The organism is Sphingomonas sp. IC-11 (assembly GCF_021043365.1).
Taxonomy (GTDB): Bacteria; Pseudomonadota; Alphaproteobacteria; order Sphingomonadales; family Sphingomonadaceae; genus Sphingomonas.
This window is the reverse complement of sequence record NZ_JAJNDU010000001.1, coordinates 225,949-243,531: the sequence shown is the minus strand read 5'-3', so window position 1 is coordinate 243,531 and position 17,583 is coordinate 225,949. Positions and strand designations below refer to the sequence as shown.

15 protein-coding genes are annotated in these 17,583 nt (G+C 66.2%); 8 read left to right on the top strand and 7 right to left on the bottom strand.

Annotation, left to right across the window (positions count from 1 at the left end; translation table 11 throughout):
- Positions 1 to 58 precede the first annotated feature (58 nt).
- Entirely contained in the window at positions 59 to 775 is a 717-nt protein-coding gene (locus tag LQ954_RS01065; RefSeq protein ID WP_231021509.1) for a tetratricopeptide repeat protein, read from the top strand.
- A 125-nt stretch (positions 776 to 900) separates the two neighbouring features.
- Here the strand turns inward: LQ954_RS01065 and LQ954_RS01060 are convergent, their stop codons facing one another.
- Genes LQ954_RS01060 through LQ954_RS01050 form a run of 3 tightly spaced genes read right to left on the bottom strand, consistent with a single transcriptional unit; the run spans position 901 to position 3,646 of the window.
- On the bottom strand, positions 901 to 1,884 hold the full coding sequence (locus LQ954_RS01060; protein WP_231021508.1) for an isoaspartyl peptidase/L-asparaginase family protein: 984 nt from the start codon (positions 1,882 to 1,884) through the stop codon (positions 901 to 903).
- A gap of 23 nt (positions 1,885 to 1,907) precedes the next feature.
- Entirely contained in the window at positions 1,908 to 3,077 is a 1,170-nt protein-coding gene (locus tag LQ954_RS01055) for an acyltransferase family protein (protein ID WP_231021506.1), read from the bottom strand.
- Positions 3,078 to 3,124: 47 nt separating this feature from the next.
- A complete protein-coding gene (locus LQ954_RS01050) occupies positions 3,125 to 3,646 on the bottom strand; it encodes a DUF1993 domain-containing protein (protein ID WP_231021504.1) in 522 nt (173 codons plus the stop codon).
- Positions 3,647 to 3,717: 71 nt separating this feature from the next.
- Here LQ954_RS01050 and ispG point away from each other — a divergent pair, with 71 nt between their 5' ends.
- From ispG to LQ954_RS01025, 5 genes are all read left to right on the top strand, one after another.
- Complete coding sequence (ispG, locus tag LQ954_RS01045) at positions 3,718 to 4,842, top strand: flavodoxin-dependent (E)-4-hydroxy-3-methylbut-2-enyl-diphosphate synthase (protein WP_231021502.1); 1,125 nt, start codon at positions 3,718 to 3,720, stop codon at positions 4,840 to 4,842.
- Positions 4,843 to 5,021: 179 nt separating this feature from the next.
- Positions 5,022 to 6,233, top strand: coding sequence for an acetyl-CoA C-acetyltransferase (locus LQ954_RS01040; protein WP_231021500.1), 1,212 nt, complete (start codon positions 5,022 to 5,024; stop codon positions 6,231 to 6,233).
- Positions 6,234 to 6,261: 28 nt separating this feature from the next.
- The gene (locus LQ954_RS01035; RefSeq protein WP_231021498.1) at positions 6,262 to 7,863 is read left to right on the top strand and encodes an acyl-CoA dehydrogenase family protein; all 1,602 of its coding nucleotides are present in this window, start codon (positions 6,262 to 6,264) and stop codon (positions 7,861 to 7,863) included.
- A 46-nt stretch (positions 7,864 to 7,909) separates the two neighbouring features.
- The gene (gene smc / locus LQ954_RS01030) at positions 7,910 to 11,308 is read left to right on the top strand and encodes a chromosome segregation protein SMC (protein ID WP_231021496.1); all 3,399 of its coding nucleotides are present in this window, start codon (positions 7,910 to 7,912) and stop codon (positions 11,306 to 11,308) included.
- 90 nt (positions 11,309 to 11,398) lie between these two features.
- On the top strand, positions 11,399 to 11,749 hold the full coding sequence (locus LQ954_RS01025) for a GFA family protein (protein WP_231021495.1): 351 nt from the start codon (positions 11,399 to 11,401) through the stop codon (positions 11,747 to 11,749).
- 23 nt (positions 11,750 to 11,772) lie between these two features.
- Here the strand turns inward: LQ954_RS01025 and LQ954_RS01020 are convergent, their stop codons facing one another.
- Positions 11,773 to 13,011, bottom strand: a complete 1,239-nt coding sequence (locus LQ954_RS01020; RefSeq protein ID WP_231021493.1) for a glycosyltransferase 87 family protein — start codon at positions 13,009 to 13,011, stop codon at positions 11,773 to 11,775.
- 67 nt (positions 13,012 to 13,078) lie between these two features.
- Between LQ954_RS01020 and LQ954_RS01015 the strand changes: the two genes are divergently transcribed.
- Complete coding sequence (locus tag LQ954_RS01015) at positions 13,079 to 14,326, top strand: putative DNA modification/repair radical SAM protein (RefSeq protein ID WP_227771284.1); 1,248 nt, start codon at positions 13,079 to 13,081, stop codon at positions 14,324 to 14,326.
- A gap of 34 nt (positions 14,327 to 14,360) precedes the next feature.
- Here LQ954_RS01015 and LQ954_RS01010 read toward each other — a convergent pair whose 3' ends face one another.
- From LQ954_RS01010 to gpmA, 3 genes are all read right to left on the bottom strand, one after another.
- Positions 14,361 to 15,035: an NAD(P)H-dependent oxidoreductase gene (locus LQ954_RS01010; protein WP_231021492.1), complete on the bottom strand. Its 675-nt coding sequence runs from the start codon at positions 15,033 to 15,035 to the stop codon at positions 14,361 to 14,363.
- A gap of 73 nt (positions 15,036 to 15,108) precedes the next feature.
- On the bottom strand, positions 15,109 to 16,005 hold the full coding sequence (gene rarD / locus LQ954_RS01005; protein ID WP_231021490.1) for an EamA family transporter RarD: 897 nt from the start codon (positions 16,003 to 16,005) through the stop codon (positions 15,109 to 15,111).
- A 20-nt stretch (positions 16,006 to 16,025) separates the two neighbouring features.
- On the bottom strand, positions 16,026 to 16,712 hold the full coding sequence (gene gpmA / locus LQ954_RS01000) for a 2,3-diphosphoglycerate-dependent phosphoglycerate mutase (protein WP_231021488.1): 687 nt from the start codon (positions 16,710 to 16,712) through the stop codon (positions 16,026 to 16,028).
- A 124-nt stretch (positions 16,713 to 16,836) separates the two neighbouring features.
- Between gpmA and LQ954_RS00995 the strand changes: the two genes are divergently transcribed.
- Entirely contained in the window at positions 16,837 to 17,562 is a 726-nt protein-coding gene (locus tag LQ954_RS00995; protein WP_227771280.1) for a dienelactone hydrolase family protein, read from the top strand.
- The last annotated feature ends 21 nt before the right edge of the window (positions 17,563 to 17,583 follow it).

Genomic DNA, 17,583 nt, shown 5'->3' with positions numbered 1-17,583 from the left:
TCGCCCTGGCGAAAGCAAGTGAGAAGACGCGGTCATTCTGTATCGTGCAGGGAGGAGTATGCGACTGATCGCGGCGTCGGTGACGGCAGTTGCCTTGATGGCAACCGCGGGGCACGCACAAGAGGCGGGGTTGCTCCCGTCGCTGGAACGGCTTGCAAAGACCGATAACCCAGAGGCGATCTACCACCTGGGAATGGCATACCACACCGGGTCGGGTGCCGCCAAAGATCTCAACAAGGCACTCGCCGCCTTCAGGAAGGCTGCGGCTCTGGGTGATCCATTGGCGTCCTATAAAATCGGCTGCTATTACGACGGACAAGGGGCAGGACTGGTCTCCTTCGACGAAGAGAAAGCGCTTGAATACAAGCTGGTCGCTGCAAAGGCAGGATATGCTCTGGCCGAACAGGACGTAGGCATCCTCTATGCACGCCGCGGCAATATGGCGGAGGGCCTCGCTTGGCTCGAAAAGTCTGCGTCGCAAGGATGGACCGAAAGCCTGCTGACACTCGCATCAGTGTACAACGGGACATCGGGAATCACGCCCGATCCTGCAAAAACAGCAGCGTATTTTCGGCTCTTCCTGTCTCGGTCAGAACCTGACGCACAGCAGGAGGCGTGGCTCAGCCGCTTTGAACAGCAGCTATCGCCCGGCGATAAGAAGCGGGCGGAGGAGATCGTCCGCCGCTATCGACCCACGCCTACGCTGCTGACGTTGAAGGGGCTTTCGGGGCAACGCGCTGCACAAGCGCTGATCCAAACATCGATTTCCAGTTAACCGCGCTTGGGTAGCACGTCATCGCCTGGCGGCCGACGTTGCGGCCACTGACCTCCGCTCTTGCGTGGCCCCTCCCCCCCCACGCAACGGGGCCTCCGCCGCTGCGTGGGGGAGGGGCGTACCTCCTACGGCTCGTCGCGGTAGATCGCGACCGTCGGGGCGCTGCCGGCGCTTACCCGTCCGCGGTACATGCCGGGGGTGTTGTAGCTCCAGGCCGTGACGCCGGACGGCGTGTTGACGATCACCCCGCCGTCGCCGCCCAGTCCCTGAACCTCCGCCATCACCGCATCGGCGGCGACCTGCGGGCTCTCGCCCTTGAAGCGGATCCTGGCACAGATCTCGTGCGCCACGCCCTCGCGGATGAAATACTCCCCTGCCCCCGTCGCGGAAACGGCGCAGGCACGGTCATCGGCATAGGTGCCGGCCCCAATCACTGGCGCGTCACCGATCCGGCCCCAGCGCTTGCCCGTCACGCCGCCGGTCGACGTCGCCGCCGCGACATGGCCGTTCGCGTCGCGCGCCACGGCGCCGACGGTGCCATATTTGCGATCGACGTCGATGGCTGACAGCTTCTTGGCCTTCAGCGTCTCCAGCTGCTGCCGACGCTCTGGCGTTGCAAACCAGCTGGGGTCCGCCTGTTCCAGCTTCTGGGCGCGGGAGAAGGCGTCGGCACCTGCCCCGCCCAGGAAGACGTGATCGCTCTTTTCCATCACCGCACGGGCAAGGCTGACGGGGTGGCGGGTGGTGGTGACGCCGGCCACGGCGCCCGCGGCGCGGGTGCGGCCATCCATGATCGCCGCGTCCAGCTCGTTGCGGCCATCCCAGGTAAACACCGCGCCGCGACCGGCGTTGAAGTGCGGATCATCCTCCAGGACGTGGATCGCCGCCTCAACCGCATCCAGGGCGCTGCCGCCCTTGTCCAGCACGGCCGAACCCGCCTTCAGGGCCTGGTTCAGCGCGGCGCGGATCGCCTTGTCCTGCTCGGGCGAGAGCTTGTCACGCTCGATCACCCCGGCGCCGCCGTGGATCGCGAGCGACCAGCGGGGCGCCTGCTGAGCGGTAACCGGGGTGGCCAGCAAGGCGGCGAGAACAGGCAGAAACAGGCGCATGAAATCCCTTCTTCTTCTCTTTTTCAAACAATGGCCGGGCGTGAATCGGGAATATCGGCGCGTGGGCGGTGCAGACGCAGGCCGATCAGCGGGCGGAGCCAGGGAATGCGGCGGCCGCCGAGGTAAAAGGCCCAGCATCCCGCCACCGTCGCCGCCACCAGGATCAGGAAATCGAGCCCAAGCGGCAGCCCGGCGTGCAGCAGCCAATAGGCCACCACCACGATGATCGTCTGGTGGATGATGTAAAAGGGAAACACGGCCTCCGTCAGCATCGGTCGCCAGCGATGGTCGCGGTTCCAGAAGGTTTCGGCGATCCCGATCAGCGCCGCGATCGTCATCCAGCCCTGCACGCCGCGCGCCAGGCTGAAGATCGTGCCGAACGGCCGCGGTGTGACGCGATAGCCGGCAAAGACGATCTGGATTGCCGCCACGGTCAGAAACGCCAGCAAAGCGAGGATCGCCGTTACTTTCCACCAACGCGCAAAGGTCGCGATCATTCGCTCGCTGCCCGCCATGGCATAGCCGAGCACGAACATCGGAAAGTAGGTGGCGTGTGCCACCCAATCGCCGACCATCTCATGCGTTTCGCGCGCGCCGGGGAACAGGACGCCGCTGACCAGCATCAGCCACGCCGTTGGCAGGATCAGCGCGCCAGCCCCGCCGAACAGCCGCTCGAACACGCGCTGTGCCCGCGCCCGCACGCCGCCCGGCGTAACCGTCAGCACGGCGGTAAAGGCAAGCGTATAGACCCACAGGTAAGCGACGAACCACAGGTGGTTCCATGTCGGCAGGAACAGCCCGTCCAGGCGGCCGAACGCCAGATAATCGCCCGACCAGAACGCGAAGAAGCCAGCAGCATAGCCATGCTGCGTCACCAGCTCGACCCACGGCTGTGGCGGCACGATCACTGCCATGCCGAACACGAGCGGGATCAGCAGCCGCGCGGTGCGGTTGCGCATGAACGGCCACGGCCCGGTATGGCGCACGAACAGCGCCCGGCTGGCATAGCCCGAGACAAGGAACAACAGCGACAATCGCCACGGATTGGACAGCATCATCGGCACCGTCACCCATTGTTCGGCCGCGAGCTTCGCGTGGAAGCCCCACGGCACGAACACCATGCCGATGTGATAAAGGATCAGGATCGCGAACGCCCCGATCCGAAGCCAGTCGAGGCCATAGTGCCGCTGCATCGCGCGCTGACTACCCGCTAGCGGCGACTACGGATAGATCGCGCGGATTAGCGCTTCATCCGCAACGCGCCCAGGAAGTCGCGCTTGCCGATCTTCATCCCGAGCGATCGCAGGATCCCATAAGCCGTGGTGGCATGGAAATAGAAGTTCGGTTGCGAGAAGGAGAGCAGGAACTGCGCGCCGGTGAACGGCATGCGCAGCTCGCCCATCGAGAATTGCGTATCGCGGTCCGCCAGCGTGTCGAACTCGGCACGGTCGACGGCCTCCAATGCGGCAATCGCACCGCGCACCCGCTCGTGCAGCCCGGCAAAGTCGGTCGGCCACGCCGCCATGCTGGGCGAGAAATTGCCCCCGCGCACGCCCTCGATCCCGCCGATCGAATGTTCCGCCACCGATTTCACCTGATAACCGAACGGCAGCATGTCGGGCGCCAGGCGCGCGTCGATCAGCTCGGCGGCGGTCATGCCCTTTTCGGCCGCAAACGCTTCCGCCTTGTCCAGCAGGCGATCGATCGCGCCCAGGATCTGAATGTTCGACGGAATTACCGCGTCGTACAGCGAAAGCGTCATCGTCCTGCCCCACGTTTCGTTTATGTGTGCGAAGCGCTATATCGCCGCCAAAGCCGATAGGAAGCCCTTCGATGTCCCTACGCCCCTGGCGTGATATTCACCGCCGTGCGAGCCGCCAGATCATGGTCGGCAACGTGCCCGTGGGTGGCGATGCGCCCGTCACCGTTCAGACGATGACCAATACGCCGACCGACGATGCGCGTGCCACGATTGACCAGATCCGCCGCTGCGAGGACGCCGGCGTCGACATCATCCGCGTCAGCTGCCCCGACGTCGAATCCACCGCCGCGCTGAAGCAGATCGTGCGCGCGGCGCGCGTGCCGATCGTCGCCGACATCCATTTCCACTATAAGCGCGCGCTCGAGGCGGCGGATGCTGGCGCGGCGTGCCTGCGCATCAACCCGGGCAACATCGGCTCCGCCGATCGCGTCAACGAGGTGGTCAACGCCGCCAAAGCGAACGGCTGCGCGATCCGTATCGGCGTCAACGCCGGCAGCCTCGAAAAGGACCTGCTCGAGAAATACGGCGAGCCCTGCCCCGAGGCTTTGGTCGAAAGCGCGCTCGATCACATCAAGCTGCTGCAGGACCGCGACTTCCACGAATTCAAGGTCGCGGTGAAGGCATCGGACGTGTTCCTCGCCGTCGCCGCCTATCAGCAGCTCGCCGAGGCGGTCGATTGCCCGCTGCACCTCGGCATCACCGAGGCGGGCGGCTTCGTCGGCGGCACGGTGAAGAGCGCGATCGGCATCGGATCGCTCCTCTGGTACGGCATCGGCGACACGATCCGCGTCTCGCTCTCGGCCGAGCCGGAGGAGGAGGTCCGCGTCGGATTCGAGATCCTGAAGGCCCTCGGCATCCGCAACCGCGGCGTGCGCGTGGTCAGCTGCCCCAGCTGCGCGCGTCAGGGCTTCGACGTGATCCGCACCGTGCAGACGCTGGAGGAACGGCTTCAGCACATCCGCACCCCCATGTCGCTCTCCGTCCTCGGCTGCGTCGTCAATGGCCCGGGCGAGGCGCGCGAGACCGACATCGGCCTTACCGGCGGCGGCAACGGCAAGCACATGGTCTATCTCTCCGGCGTGACCGACCATGTCGTTCAGGACGAAGGGATGATCGACCACATCGTCCGGCTGGTCGAAGCCAAGGCAGCGGAGATCGAGGCCGCTGCTGACGCGACGAAAGTCGCCGCCGAATAAGCATCGCCTGTTGGCAGGATTTTTCAGCCCGCTGAATCTTCTTGCCGATGATTGAAACCGGGGCCCGCATCCTTTAACCGGATGGCGACAAGGAGAGCGGGCTCACAGGCGAGATGGATCGTCCCCACGGACGGCCGGTTGTTCGTCCAGTTCGCTCCCGCCAAGCAGGAGCTGACACAATGACCCTCCGCCGCGCCGCCATCGTCGCCCCGATCCGCACCGCCGTCGGCAAGTTCGGTGGCAGCCTCTCCTCGCTGACCGCGGGCCAGCTTGGCGCCACGATCCTGAAGGCGCTGATGGAGCGCACCAAGATCGATCCTGCCCGCGTCGACGACGTCGTGTTCGCGCAAGGGTACGGCAATGGCGAGGCGCCCGCGATCGGCCACTGGGCATGGCTCGCCGCCGGCCTGCCGATCGAGGTGCCGGGCTATCAGCTCGACCGCCGCTGCGGCTCGGGTCTTCAGGCCGTGATCGACGCCGCGATGATGGTGCAGACCGGCGTCAGCGACGTGGTCGTCGCCGGCGGCTGCGAAAGCATGTCCAACGTCGAACATTACACCACCGACATCCGCAAGGGCGTGCGCGCGGGCAACCTCACGATCCACGATCGCCTGACCCGCGGCCGCCTCATGTCGCAGCCTGTGGAGCGGTTCGGCGTCATCAGCGGCATGATCGAGACCGCCGAAAATCTCGCCAAGGATTACGACATCACCCGCGAGGAGGCCGATGCCTACGCCGTCCGCTCGCACCAGCGTGCCACCGCCGCGTGGGAACAGGGCCTGTTCGCCGACGAGCTCGTCCCCGTCTCGGTGCCGCAGAAGAAGGGCGATCCGATCGTCTTCGATCGCGACGAGGGCTTCCGCCCCGACGCGACGATGGACTCGCTTGGGCGTCTGCGCCCGCTCGAGGGCGGCGTCGTCACCGCCGGCAACGCCAGCCAGCAGAATGACGCCGCCGCCGCCTGCCTCGTCGTCGCCGAGGACAAGCTGGAGGAGCTGGGTCTGGAGCCGATCGCCTGGTTCCACAGCTGGGCCGCCGCCGGCTGCGATCCTTCACGCATGGGCATCGGCCCGGTCCCTGCGGTCGAGCGCCTGTTCGCCCGCAACGGCCTCGGCTGGGACGACATCGATCTCGTCGAGCTGAACGAGGCATTCGCGCCGCAGGTGCTCGCCGTGCTCAAGGGCTGGGGCTGGAGCAAGGACGACAGCCGCAACGAGATCCTCAACGTCAACGGCTCGGGCATTTCGCTCGGCCACCCGATCGGCGCGACCGGCGGTCGCATCCTCGCCAATCTGACGCGCGAGCTCGTCCGCCGCGACGGCCGCTATGGCCTGGAGACGATGTGCATCGGCGGCGGCCAGGGCATCGCCGCAGTGTTCGAGCGCGCCTGATGCTGCGGCTTTCGATGGGGGCGCGCGCATGAGCGCGCTTGGGCAGGCACTGGCGGCGGCGCAACGCTATCGCGACGACGCCCGTGCCGCCCTCGCGGCCCGGCTCGACGCCGCGCCGATCGACACCGAGCAGCGCGCGGCGCACGGCTTCGCCTGGGTCGCCACCACCGTCGCCGCGCTGGAGGCGGTGGCCGACTGGTCCGATCGCAACGCCGGTGAGATCAACGCCCTCGTCGCTCGCCTCGCCTTTCAGGAGAGCATCGCGCAGCTCGTCGGTGGCCTGCCGATGGGCCAGAACGAGCTGTTCCGCCCCGCCGACCTCGGCCTCGCCGCCGCCGCCCGCACGCTGGCGAGCACTTGCGCCGACCTCCTCGATCATGACGCCGCCGCTGATCGCCGCGCACTGGTCGACCGGCTCGCCGCCGGCGAATGGCCGAGCGAAACGCTCCACGATGCCGAGCTGGACGCGATCCGCGACCAGTTCCGCCGCTTCACCGATGCCGAGATCCTGCCCCACGCGCACGGCTGGCACCTCGCCAACGATCTGATCCCCGACGCTACCGTCGCGCGCATGGCGCAGCTCGGCACCTTTGGCGTCTGCATCCCCGAGACTCACGGCGGCCTCGGCCTGTCGAAGCTCGTCATGTGCATCGTCACCGAGGAATTGTCGCGCGGCTGGATCGGCGCCGGCTCGCTCGGCACCCGCTCCGAAATCGCCGGCGAACTCATCGCCGGCTCGGGCACCGAAGCGCAAAAGGCCGAGTGGCTCCCGCGCATCGCCAGCGGCGAGGTGCTCCCCACCGCCGTCTTCACCGAACCCGATGTCGGCAGCGACCTCGGCTCGCTCCAGACCCGCGCGCGCCGCGCCGCTACTGATGGGGATGGCGACGCCTGGCGCATCGACGGCGCCAAGACGTGGATCACCCACGCCAGCCGCTCCGACCTCATGACCCTGCTCGCCCGCACCTTGCCGGATGCGAAGGGCTATGCCGGCCTCTCGATGCTGCTCGTCCCCAAGCCGCGCGGCACCGAGGACGATCCCTTCCCTGCGCCGGGCATGTCGGGCAGCGAGATCGAGGTGCTCGGCTATCGCGGGATGCGCGAATATGCGCTCTCCTTCGACGGCATGGCCGCCCCCGCCGACGCCCTGCTCGGCGGCGAGGAGGGTCAGGGCTTCAAGCAGCTGATGCGCACCTTCGAGGGCGCCCGGATCCAGACCGCCGCCCGCGCCGTCGGCGTCGCCCGCCGCGCGCTGGAACTCGGCCTTTCCTACGCGCTCGACCGCCAGCAGTTCGGCCGCGCGATCATCCACTTCCCGCGCGTCGCCGACAAACTGGCGATGAGCCTCGTCGATCTCATCGCCGCGCGCGAACTCACCTATGCCGCCGCGCGCGCCAAGGACTCGGGCAAGCGCTGCGATATCGAGGCCGGCATGGCGAAGCTGCTCGCCGCCCGCGCCGCGTGGAGCAATGCCGACGCCAGCCTTCAGATCCACGGCGGCAACGGCTATGCGCTGGAGTTCGAGATCAGCCGCATCCTGTGCGACGCGCGCATCCTCAACATCTTTGAAGGCGCAGCGGAAATCCAGGCGCAGGTCATCGCGCGCGGGCTGGTCGCACAGCGCAACTGACGCCCCCTTGCGCAACGCCTGCTGATCGCGCCAAGACTGCGCGACTGTGCAGATCAAGCGGCTGCGCCTTTCCGGCTTCAAGAGCTTCGTCGATCCGGCCGATCTCAGGATCGAGCCGGGGCTGACCGGCGTCGTCGGGCCCAACGGCTGCGGCAAGTCCAATCTGCTCGAGGCGCTGCGCTGGACGATGGGCGAGAACAGCGCGAAATCGATGCGCGGCGCCGGCATGGAAGACGTGATCTTCGCCGGCACCGCCACCCGCCCCCCGCGCGATTTTGCCGAGGTGTCGCTCCTCGCCGAGGTGAACGGCGCGGAGACCGAGATCGTCCGCCGCATCGAACGCGGCGCCGGCAGCGCCTATCGCATCGACGGCAAGGACGTGCGCGCCAAGGACGTGTCGCTGCTGTTCGCCGACGCGGCGACCGGCGCGCACTCGCCCGCCCTCGTCAGTCAGGGGCGGATCAGCGCGGTGATCGCCGCCAAGCCGACCGACCGCCGCGCGATGCTGGAGGAAGCCGCCGGCATCGCGGGCCTGCACGTCCGCCGCCGCGACGCCGAGCAGAAATTGCGCGCCACCGAGGCCAATCTGCTGCGGCTCGACGAAGTCATCGCCGATCAGGAGGCACGCGCCGCCGCGCTCCGCCGTCAGGCGCGCCAGGCGGAAAAATACCGCCTCCTCTCCACCCAGATCCGGCTCGCCGAGGCACGGATGATCTTCGCCCGTTGGCGCGAAGCAGCCGCCGCTGCCGATCTGGCCAAGGCAGAGGCCGCGGCGGCCGAGGCACGCGTGACCGCGGCCAATCTTCTCCAGCAACAGGCCGCGACCGCGCAGGCACAGGCCACCGAAACGCTCGCCACCGCACGCGCCGCCGCCCTCGTCGCGCGCGATCAAAGCAGCGAGATCGCCCACCAGCTCGCCACCCTTCGCGCCGAGGAGCAGGCCACCCGCCGCCGCCTCGCCGAACTGGCGCAAGCCACTGCGCGCATCGCCGACGATCGCACGCGCGAGGGCGCCCTCGCCAACGACGCCGCTGAAGCGCTCGCCCGGCTCGATGCCGAGCGCAAGGCGCTGGAAGCCGCCATCGCCAGTGCCGCGACCGACCTGCCGCTGCGCGAGGCCGCCCTCGCCGAGGCCGAGCGCCTAGCCCGCGACGCCGAAGTCGCACTTGCCCAGGCACTCGCCCGCCAGGCCGCCGAGGCTGCCGACGCCCGCGTCGCCCAGGCCGCCGTCACCGCCGCCCGCACTCGCCTCGACCGCGCCAATCGCGAGGTGGCACAGGTCGCGCAGCAGCTCGCCGCGCTAGGCGACGCCGCCCCGATCGAGCATGATCGCGACACCGCCGCCGCCACACTCGCCGCCGCTCTCCAGCAGGCCGAAACCGCCCGCATCGCGCAGGCTGAGGCGGAAGCGGCTGAACGCACCGCGCTCACCGCGCGAGACGCAGCGCAAGCCACCCGCGCCGCCGCGCGCGCCGATCTCGCCGCGCTCGACAGCGAGGCTGCCGCGCTCCGCCGCGCCACTGAGCGCAAGGGCCGCGACCGCCTGCTTGATCACGTCCGCGCCGCGCCCGGCTACGAACGCGCCCTCGCGGCAGCCTTGGGCGACGATCTGGAGGTTGGGCTCGATCAGCAGGCCAGCACTTACTGGTCAGATGCCGCCGCCCAGTCAGAGGGAGGCGCAAGCGCCTCGGCTGACCGCCTGATCCACTACGTCACCGCGCCACCACTTCTCGCCCCCCGCCTCGCGCACATCATCGTCCTCGAAACCGACGATCAGCGCCCGCTGGCGCCCGGGGAACGCCTCGTCACCCGCACCGGCCAGCTCCGCCGCTGGGACGGCTATGTCGCGAAACAAGGCGGCGCTGCGGCTGCCGAACGACTTGAACGCCTCAACCGCCTTGCCGCGATCGACGAAGCGCTCCCCGCCACCCGCGAGCGCGTGACAACGGCCGATGCCGATCTCGCCCGCGAGGAAGCGTCAATCACCACCGCCCGCACCGCCGCACGCACCGCCCGCGAACAGCTCGCCCGCGCCGATGCTACCGCGCGCGACGCGCACGCCCGGCAGGACCGCGCCGCCGCCCAGATCGAGCGGCTGGCCGGTTTGCGCGCGGACCTCGACGCCCGCGCGACGCGGACTGCCGCCGAACGCGACGAGGCCGCGCGCGACCACGAAACCGCCGCCGCCGCGCTCACCGCGCTGCCCGATACCAGCGCCACCGCCGCCACCGTCACCACGCTCCAGCGCGAGGCTGAGCAGCGCCGCGCCGCCGTCGCCGAGGCGCGCGCCGCCCGCGTCGCCACCGAGCGCGCCGGGGCGGACGCCCGCACCCGCCTCGCCGCCGCACAGGCCGATGTGAAAAGCTGGCGCGCCCGCGCCGGCGACGCTGCCCGGCGGATTGCCGACATGGGCAAGCGCGAGGCGGAAATCGCCGCCGAAACCACCGCCATCGCCGCGCGCCCCGACGAACTCGCCGCCGCCATCGCCGTGGCCGATGCTGCGCATGATGCGGCTCGCCGTACCGCCGAGGAACTGGCCGCCGCCGAACGCACCGCCGAGGCCGCGCTACGGCAAAGCGAGGAAATCGCCCGCCGCGCCGGCGAAACGCTGGCCGAGGTTCGTGAGGCGCGCGCCGGTGCCATCGCACGCGCCGAGAACCAGGAGCTGCGCCGCGTCGAGTTCGGCCGCGTCTCGGGCGAACGCTTCGAATGCCCCGCCCCGGTCCTCCCGGAGAAGGTCGGCTTTGCCGTTGCCGACGTTCGCAGCCCGCAAGAGGAGGCCGCCGCCCACGACAAGCTGATCCGCGATCGGGAGCGGATCGGCCCGGTCAATCTCGTCGCCGAGCAGGAACTGGCGGAGCTCGAGGCCGGCGCCAGCGGCAACGCCGCGGAGCGCGAGGAGCTGGGCCAGGCCGTGAATCGTCTGCGCGGCTCCATCGGCACACTGAATCGCGAAGGCCGCCAGCGCCTGCTTGCCGCGTTCGAGGCGGTGAACGGCCACTTCCGGCGCCTCTTCACCACCCTATTCAACGGCGGCCAGGCGCATCTCGAACTCGTCGATTCGGATGATCCGCTCGAGGCCGGGCTGGAGATCATGGCGCAGCCGCCCGGCAAGCGGCTCCAGTCGCTCACCTTGCTCTCCGGCGGCGAACAAGCGCTGACCGCGGTGGCGCTCATCTTCGGCCTGTTCCTCACCAATCCCGCGCCGATCTGCGTCCTGGACGAAGTCGACGCTCCGCTCGACGACGCCAATATCGAGCGCTTCTGCGACCTCCTCGATCGCATGAGCCGCGAGACGGAAACGCGCTACCTCATCGTCACCCACAATGCCGTCACGATGAGCCGCATGCACCGCCTGTTCGGCGTCACCATGATCGAGCGCGGCGTCAGCCGATTGGTGTCGGTCGACCTTCAGGCAGCGGAGACGTTGCTCGCGGCGGAGTGATTGTCCGCAGCCTGGCGAGCGACCGCCTCCCCATGTTGTTGCGGTGTCGACCGGTACTGCTACCATCCACCGCTGTTGCGGGAGAGTGAAATGGCTTTTGAGGGTAGCTGCCACTGCGGTGAGGTCACCTTTCGTGTCGATGACCAACCGCCCACGACAGCGATCAGCTGCAATTGCTCGCATTGCCGCAGGAAGGGACTTCTGCTGTCGTTTGTACCCGCGGAGGCGCTGACGATTACCCAGGGTACAGAATCGCTAACCGAGTACTTCTTCAACAAGCATGTGATCGCGCATCGCTTCTGCGCAACCTGCGGTTGCCAGCCCTTTGGTAGCGGTACAGCGCCGGGCGGAACCGCGATGGCGGCGATCAACCTGCGCTGCGTTCCGACCATCGATCTCGATTCTTTGACGATCGAGAAGGTGGATGGAGCGAAGTTCTGACCCGCATGGGTGATGATGCCACCTCATCGCTTCAGATGAACTGACCCGATATTGCGAGCTTCCTGCCGAGCTCTCGTCATCACCCAATCGGGCGCACGGCCCCGTACAATATCAACAATTATCCAGAGCAACGCCGCCGCCCGAAATGCGGCTGCCCAGGCGATATGCATTTGGGTCACGCCCGGTCCGCCCCCGCCCAAAGAAGCAAAGAACCAGAACTCCGCCCAGTAAGCGCCTACGTCCCCGAGCGCGAACCAGGCGATCGGCCACAGCCGGCGGCTCGTCAACAGGAGGAAGGGATAGAGCCAAAGGTCGAATTGCGGCGAATAGACTTTGTTGGTGAGAAGAAACCACGCGAGCACGGGCGTGAACAAGGCCCAGAGGTGATCGCGATGCCGTGGCCAGCCGAACGCGACGATCGCTCCTGCCCCGCCAGCGAAGATCAGAAACGACCAGAGGTTTCGCGTCGCCAGGTCCGTGTTCCACCATCCTTGTACCGCTAGAATTTCCCAGACGGATGCAGCGGTGCCACTTCGTTCGCGGCTGAATGTGTAGAATTCGGCCCAGTTCTCGAATGCGCGAGCCGCGAGCGGGGCATTCAGCGCGCCCCAGAAGACGACTGCAACAAGCGCCAGCCCACCGGCGCTGCGAAATCGTGCTGTCCAACTACGGTTCCGCTGGAACAGCGCGCTGAGGCCGAGCAGCGGCAGTAACAAGATGGGGAAAAGTTTGGCGGCGGTGCCAATCGCCGCCAGCGCGGCTGCTGCCGCCGGCTCACCGCGCCGAGCAGCGAGGATGGCGGCCATGGCAAGAGCAACCGCCAGCATGTCCCAGTTATGCCCAAGGTACAGGATCAGTGGCGGCGCGGCGGCCCAGCACCAGCGCCGCAGCAGCGGCAAGCCCGCGCGCTCCATCATTCTCATCACTGCAAAGGCGAAAGCTGCATTGACGATGGACACGACCAGCAGGAAATCAGCCGCGTCGGCCCGAGGGCCAGCCAACGTGCGCGCTGCCAGACCTTCAAGCCAGATCAGTGCACCGGTGAGCACCGGATACTCGATCCTGGACTCGACGTACGGCAGTTGGCCCGCGGCTACGCCTCGCAATCCCCAGAACGGCAGCGCATCCGAATAGCAGCCGGTCAGATACTGCTCGTCGCCGGTCCATGTCGCGCCACAATGAGCCTTGAACAACCACCCGGCGGCGCACGTCAGGGCGAGCAGAATATAAGGTCCAAGCCGATCAACACGCGATGTCCCCATCCTTGCGTCGATAGCTTGCGCGCCGCACGAGGTCGACAAGCGCCCAACGAGAACTTATGTAGAACGAATGGCGCAGCTCGACGTTCGACAGAAGCTGGAAATCCTTGCGGATGCGGCAAAATATGACGCTTCCTGTGCATCGTCCGGAACGGCAAAGCGCAACTCCAGCGATGGCAAGGGGCTGGGCTCCACAGAGGGGATGGGCATTTGCCACGCCTATGCCCCGGATGGCCGCTGCATCAGCTTGCTGAAGGTTTTGCTGACCAACAGCTGCATTTTCGACTGCCATTATTGCATCAATCGGAAGAGCTCCAATGTTCGGCGTGCGCGCTTCACCGCGCAGGAGGTCGTGAATCTCACCCTCGCTTTTTATCGTCGCAACTATATCGAAGGACTGTTCCTTTCCTCCGGAATCATTCGCTCATCCAACTACACGATGGAGCAAATCGTGGAGGTGGCGCGATCGCTGCGCGAGGATCATCATTTCCGCGGCTACATCCACCTGAAGACCATCCCCGACGCTGATCCCGAGCTGATCCATCAGGCAGGGCTGTATGCCGATCGCGTCTCTATCAATGTCGAATTGCCGACGGAAAGCGGGTTGAAGCGGCTCGCTCCCGAAAAGGACGGTGGTCGCATCGAGGGTGCGATGGGCGACATGAAGTCGTCAATTCTGGATACCAAGGACGCGAAATCCCGCTACAAATCCGCCCCCAGCTTTGCGCCGGCAGGGCAGTCGACGCAGATGATTGTTGGCGCGGATGCGGCGACCGATGGTGATATCGTCACCAAGGCGGCAACGCTCTACAACAGGTTTGACCTGCGCCGGGTATATTATTCGGCCTTCAGCCCGATTCCCGATGCTTCAGCCGTGTTACCTCTTCAACGACCACCGTTGATGCGCGAGCATCGTCTGTATCAGTCGGACTGGCTGATGCGTTTCTACGGCTTCCAACCGAACGAAGTAGTCGCGGCCGCGGATGAAGCCACCGGTATGCTGCCGCTCGATATAGATCCCAAGCTCGCCTGGGCGCTGAAGTTTCGCGATAGCTTCCCGGTGGACGTGAACCGGGCGCCGCGCGAACTTCTGCTTCGTGTCCCCGGTCTCGGCACGAAGGCGGTGGCCAATATCCTCACCAGCCGGCGTTGGCGCCGCTTGCGACTGGAGGACGTGGCGCGGCTCACTGTTTCGATAGCGAAGATTCGCCCGTTCATCGTCACGGAGGATTGGCGCCCCGTCGCCTTGACCGACAAGGCAGAGTTGAAGCCGCTCGTCGCGCCGAAGAAGAAGCAGCTCGAGCTTTTCGCCGCTTGAGCGCCAACAAGCGCGCAGATCAAGCGGGGTGGGATTAGTCCCCGGTTCGGGACATCACTGCATCCGTTCGCTGCGAATGCCGCGCGCTCAACAACATCGCACAGGTTCGTTCGGCCGTTGCGCGGACTCGATCAAGCTGCTGCGCGGCGTAATCGGCCTTCATATCCGGTACGACGGAATCGATCCTGATGTGCTCGGCTTGCTGCATGCCGAACCCCTGCCACAGATAGGCGTCGAAAATTTCGCGCAGCGAGCCGACCTGCCCCTTTTCGTGCAGCCATGACAATGACGTGCCCGACGTGCTGAATGACAGAAGCGGCTTTCCCCTCAGCGCCGGGTGGCCGGACTGCTGCTGAACGTCGCGAAAACTGTACCCGGAGCCGAGCACCCGGTCGACATAACCCTTCATGATGGCCGGCGGCAGAGCGAACCAGATCGGGTAGACTAGCACAAGGATCTGCGCCGTCTGAAGCAGCTCCAGCTCGGCTGCGACGTCGGACGAGATCTCGCCATTTCCGTGTAGTGGCCGCTCCTCATCACGCAGCACAGGGTCGAAACCCATGGCGTACAGATCACGGACGATCACCTTCTGCCCATGGCGCTCAGCCGCCTCCACATAAGCGTCCACGATCTGGCCATCGAAACTGCCACGGTTCGGGTTGGCGAATACCAGATGGTGGCGGATCACATCGGATTGCGACCGGCTCATATCGTAACCTCCGTAGCTTGTATCACCGCATCACATAGCATGTCCGGCCCGGTGATCGAACGTGCAGATCCCGTTACGGCTCCAAAGCGAGACGACGCGCCCGAGCGCCCCGGACACTATCCCAGGCGAAAATCGCGCACCCCGTCCAGATCAGCGAAAAGACCAGCAGGTGCAGCGGCCGCAGGGGCTCCCCAAAGATCGCTACGGCGACAATGAACTGAAGAGTCGGCGCGACATATTGAAGCAGCGCCAATGTGGAATAGGGAAGCCGCCGCGCGGCCGCGGCGAACATCAGCAACGGCAGCGCAGTTAACGCACCCAGCAGAACGAGAAGCACTTCCGTCGACCGGGCGGCACCCATCGCGCCACTGCCTGCACTTCCGACAACCGCGACATAGCCGAGCGAAAGCGGAGCGAGGAGCAGCGTCTCGATCAGGAGCCCGCCCAGCGAGTCGATCGCCACGACCTTGCGCACGAGCCCGTACAGGCCGAAACTCACCGCGAGAGAGAGCGAGATCCACAAGGTATCGAGCGCAACAAAGGCCATCGCCAGCACGCCCACGCTAGCAAGCGCGATGGCAACGCCCTGCCACTTACGCAGTCGCTCGCCGAGCACCACCACGCCTAATGCGACGTTCAGCAGCGGGTTGATGAAATAGCCGAGGCTGCCCGCCAAGGTGTGCCCGTTGTTGACCGCCCAGATATAGATCAGCCAGTTGATCCCGATCAGCGCTGCACTGGCAACCAGCATCGCGAGAGTGCGCGGGTTAATGGCCGCCCGAACCGCTCGCCAGCGCCCCATGACGCTGACGACGCCGACGAGGAGCACCAGCGACCAGATCACCCGGTGCGCCAGCACCTCGATCGCTGGAACCGCCGCAAGCAGGCGGAAATAGAGCGGCAAGACGCCCCACATCGCATAGGCACCAAGGCCAAGCAGCAGACCGCCGCGCGCGGCGTTTTCAGTCAATGCGGCGATCCTTCTGTCGATTAGCGTTCGCTGAGGTAGTAGCGATCGGTGGCTGCCAGCTGATCGTCGAGCTCATAGACGATCGGCTGCCCGGTCGGGATCTCCAAGCTGGTGATCTCGTCGTCCGGAATGTTCGACAGATGCTTCACGAGCGCACGGAGCGAATTGCCATGGGCGGAGATCAGCACCCGCTGCTCGTCCTTCAGCGCAGGTGCGATCCGCTCCTCCCAATAGGGTAAAACCCGCGCGATGGTGTCCTTGAGGCTTTCCGTCGCCGGAATGTCGATGCCGGCGTAGCGGCGATCGTTGGTCAGGTCATAGGCACTGCCCGCTTCGGCCGCCGGCGGCGGGATGTCAAAGCTGCGGCGCCAGATATGCACCTGCTCGTCGCCATGCTTGGCCGCGGTCTCCGCTTTGTCGAGACCAGTGAGACCGCCATAATGGCGCTCGTTGAGGCGCCAGTGCTTTTCCGTCGGCAGCCAAAGACGGCCCATTGCCTCCAACGCAATGTTCAACGTCTTGATCGCCCGCGTCTGAAGCGAGGTAAAGGTCAGGTCAAAGTCGAGACCCTTTGCTGCCATCAGCTCGCCCGCCGCTTTGGCTTCGGCGGCGCCTTTCTCCGTCACATCCACGTCCCACCAGCCGGTGAAGCGGTTCTCAAGGTTCCATGCGGACTGGCCGTGGCGGATCAGGACGAGCTTGGGCATGTGTCTCATTTCTCCCGTTCGCGCCTTTGTTCACGACGCGCTGGCTTTTCCATTGTTGCCGCGCTGATAGAGAGAAGGAGAGCCCTTCGACAAGCTGAAGGGCAACCTTTGAGAGGAGAGTGCAATGGCGATCGTCCGGCAGACCCTGGTTTATGACGGTCCGGGCGGCCCGTTCGAAGGCGTTATCGCCTGGGAAGACGAGGTGGAAACACCGCGTCCGGGCGTGCTCGTGTGCCCCAACATCCTGGGCCAGAAGGAGTCGGACAACAGGAAGGCTGAGGATCTTGCGAAACTCGGCTACGTCGCCCTCGCCTGTGATGTTTACGGCCAGGGGAAGCGCAAGACACGCGAGAGCGAGAACGTTCCCGAGTATATGGACATGCTGAACGCCGACCGCGCGTTGCTGCGCGATCGTCTATCTGCGTCGCTCGAGGCGTTGCGGGGTTTTTCCGCGGTGGACCCCACCAAAGTCGCCGCAATCGGCTTCTGCTTCGGGGGCAAGTGCGTGCTGGATATGGCGCGCAGTGGGCTGCCTATCTTGGGTGGGGTAAGCTTTCACGGCGTCTATGATCGACCCGACTATGCCAACGTATCCTCTATCACGGCAAAGCTGCTCGTCTGCCACGGCTGGGAAGATCCTTTAGCAACACCGGATCAGATGGTCGCCCTGGGTCGTGAGCTCACCGAAGCGAAGGCTGACTGGCAGATCCACGCCTATGGTAATGCAGGCCACGCATTCACCGATGCAGAACTGGTCAAGCCAGCCGCTCCCGGCGTTGCCTATGAAGAACGCGCGGATCGCCGCAGCTGGAAGGCGATGAGCGACTTTCTCGCCGAATTGTTCATCTAACCTGTCGTGGCGGCGGATCCG